The following is a 2,352-nucleotide window of genomic DNA, read 5'->3' as shown; positions in this document are numbered from 1 at the left end:
CGGCCGCTCCTACAGCGACTACCCCACCATCCTGACCTCCATCCGCGAACGCCTCCTGACCCTCCCGCCCGACACCATCGTCCGCACCGGACACGGCGACAACACCACCATCGCCGCCGAACGCGAAACACTCGCCAAGGTCAACCAGTGACGTCCTGATCCAGGAACGGCCCCCGCCCTGTCAGGCGGGGGCCGTTCCTGTCTTCCGCATACGCCGACGTCAATTAACCAGAAGGGAGGGCCATGGCCCGGATCAGACGCGTGGCTTTGCTGTCGCTACACACCTCACCTATGGAGCAGCCCGGTTCCGGTGATGCCGGCGGGATGAATGTCTACATCCGAGGCCTGGCCTCGGCCCTCGCGGAAGCCGGCGTGGACGTGGAGATTTTCACCCGCTCCACAGACGCCAGCCAGCCCGCCGTCGAACATCCCGAGGCGGGCGTGCGCGTCCACAACGTCTTGGCGGGACCACGGCGGCACGTTCCCAAGGAGCAGCTGCCTGACATGGTGCCCAGCATGGTCGCTGAGATCGAAAGAATCTGCGGGCGGCAGCCGCACGGGCATTACGACGTGATCCATGCCCACTACTGGGTCTCCGGTGTCGCCGGCATCGAGCTGTCCCGGCGGTGGGACGTGCCGTTGGTGCACACCATGCACACCATGGCCAAGGTCAAGAACCTCGTGCTGCAGACGGGCGAGCAACCCGAGCCGCGGCGCCGGGAGGACGGCGAGTACAGGATCGTCGACGGTGCTGCCCGCCTGATCGCCAACACCGGCGCCGAGGCCGCCGAGCTGGTTTCACACTACAACGCTGACTTTGACCGGATCGACGTCGCTCCCCCTGGCGTTGACCTGTCGGTCTTCACGCCCGCGTCCCGCAGCCGCTCCCGCGCCGCGCACGCCATTGCCCCACGCACATTCCATCTGCTGTTTGCAGGGCGGATCCAGTGGCTCAAGGGCCCACAGGTCCTGGTCCAGTCCGCGGCCCTCCTCCGCAGCCGCCGCCCGGACATCGATCTGAAGGTGACCGTCCTCGGCGCTCTGAGCGGCGCCCGGGACTTCAATCTGAAAGCGGTTGTCAGCGCCGAAGGAATGGACGACGTCGTCACCCACCTTCCGCCGGTCGCCGCACCGGAGCTGGCCGGCTGGTACCGTTCTGCCGACGTCGTAGTCATGCCCTCCTACAGCGAGTCCTTCGGGCTCGTTGCACTGGAGGCTCAAGCCTGCGGCACACCCGTAGTGGCCACCCGCGTTGGAGGCCTGTCGCGCGCCGTCAGCGACGGCCTCACAGGAATCCTGGTTGACGGGCACCGTGCAGCCGACTGGGCCGACGCCCTCGAAGCCTTGTGCGACGATCCCGTCAGGCGGGAGGACATGGGCCGTGCGGCCTCCGTCCAGGCGGAGAGTTCAGGATGGCAGCGCACTGCGGCCATCACGCTCGAGAGCTACCTCGCCGCCGCAGACCACCACTCCGTTCACTTGGAACTCGCGGCCGTTTAAGCAGGACACTCCCCCACCAAAAAGAAGTGAGGGAGCGTCGGGCCCAAACTTGCGAAAGGTGAGGGAGCGTCGGGCCCAAACCTGCGAAAGGTGAGGGAGCGTCGGGCGGGGGTTAGCGCTCGAGGTCGCCGCGGATGAAGGCCTCGACCTTTTCACGGGCGAGGTCGTCGTTGAACTGCTCCGGCGGGGACTTCATGAAGTAGCTCGACGCTGACAGCAGCGGGCCGCCGATGCCACGGTCCAGGCCGATCTTCGCCGCCCGGATCGCATCGATGATCACACCCGCGGAGTTCGGCGAGTCCCACACCTCCAGCTTGTACTCCAGCGACACCGGGGCGTCACCGAAGTTCCGGCCCTCCAGGCGCACGAAGGCCCACTTCCGGTCATCGAGCCACTGCACATAGTCCGACGGGCCGATGTGCACATCCTTCGCAGCCATCTCGGCCTCGACGTTGGAGGTCACGGCCTGGGTCTTGGAGATCTTCTTGGACTCCAGCCGGTCACGCTCCAGCATGTTCTTGAAGTCCATGTTGCCGCCGACATTCAGCTGGTACGTGCGGTCCAGCGTCACCCCGCGGTCCTCGAACAGCTTGGCCATCACCCGGTGCGTGATGGTCGCACCGATCTGGCTCTTGATGTCATCGCCCACGATCGGCACACCGGCCGCGGTGAACTTGTCCGCCCACTCCTTGGTGCCGGCGAGGAACACCGGCAGCGCGTTCACGAACGCCGCCCCGGCATCGATCGCGCACTGGGCGTAGAACTCCGCCGCTTCCTGCGAGCCGACCGGCAGGTAGCAGACCATCACGTCAACCTCGGCGTCCTTCAGGGCCTGGACGACGTCGACCGGCT

2 protein-coding genes and 1 pseudogene are annotated in these 2,352 nt (G+C 66.5%); 2 read left to right on the top strand and 1 reads right to left on the bottom strand.

Translation table 11 applies throughout. The annotated features are described in order from the left end of the window. Nucleotides 1-151: pseudogene (locus JYA52_RS22210) on the top strand (MBL fold metallo-hydrolase); the annotation flags it as partial. A gap of 92 nt (nt 152-243) precedes the next feature. Next, the gene (gene mshA / locus JYA52_RS00300) at nt 244-1,500 is read left to right on the top strand and encodes a D-inositol-3-phosphate glycosyltransferase (RefSeq protein ID WP_205651169.1); all 1,257 of its coding nucleotides are present in this window, start codon (nt 244-246) and stop codon (nt 1,498-1,500) included. Between the two features lie 112 nt (nt 1,501-1,612). Here the strand turns inward: mshA and JYA52_RS00295 are convergent. Next, on the bottom strand, nt 1,613-2,352 hold a 740-nt coding region (locus JYA52_RS00295; RefSeq protein WP_504739501.1), incomplete at its 5' end, for an inositol-3-phosphate synthase.

This window comes from Arthrobacter pascens (assembly GCF_017052465.1).
Classification (GTDB): Bacteria; Actinomycetota; Actinomycetes; order Actinomycetales; family Micrococcaceae; genus Arthrobacter; species Arthrobacter pascens.
Note: the sequence above shows the minus strand (reverse complement) of the source record. Positions and strands in the feature narration are given on the sequence as shown.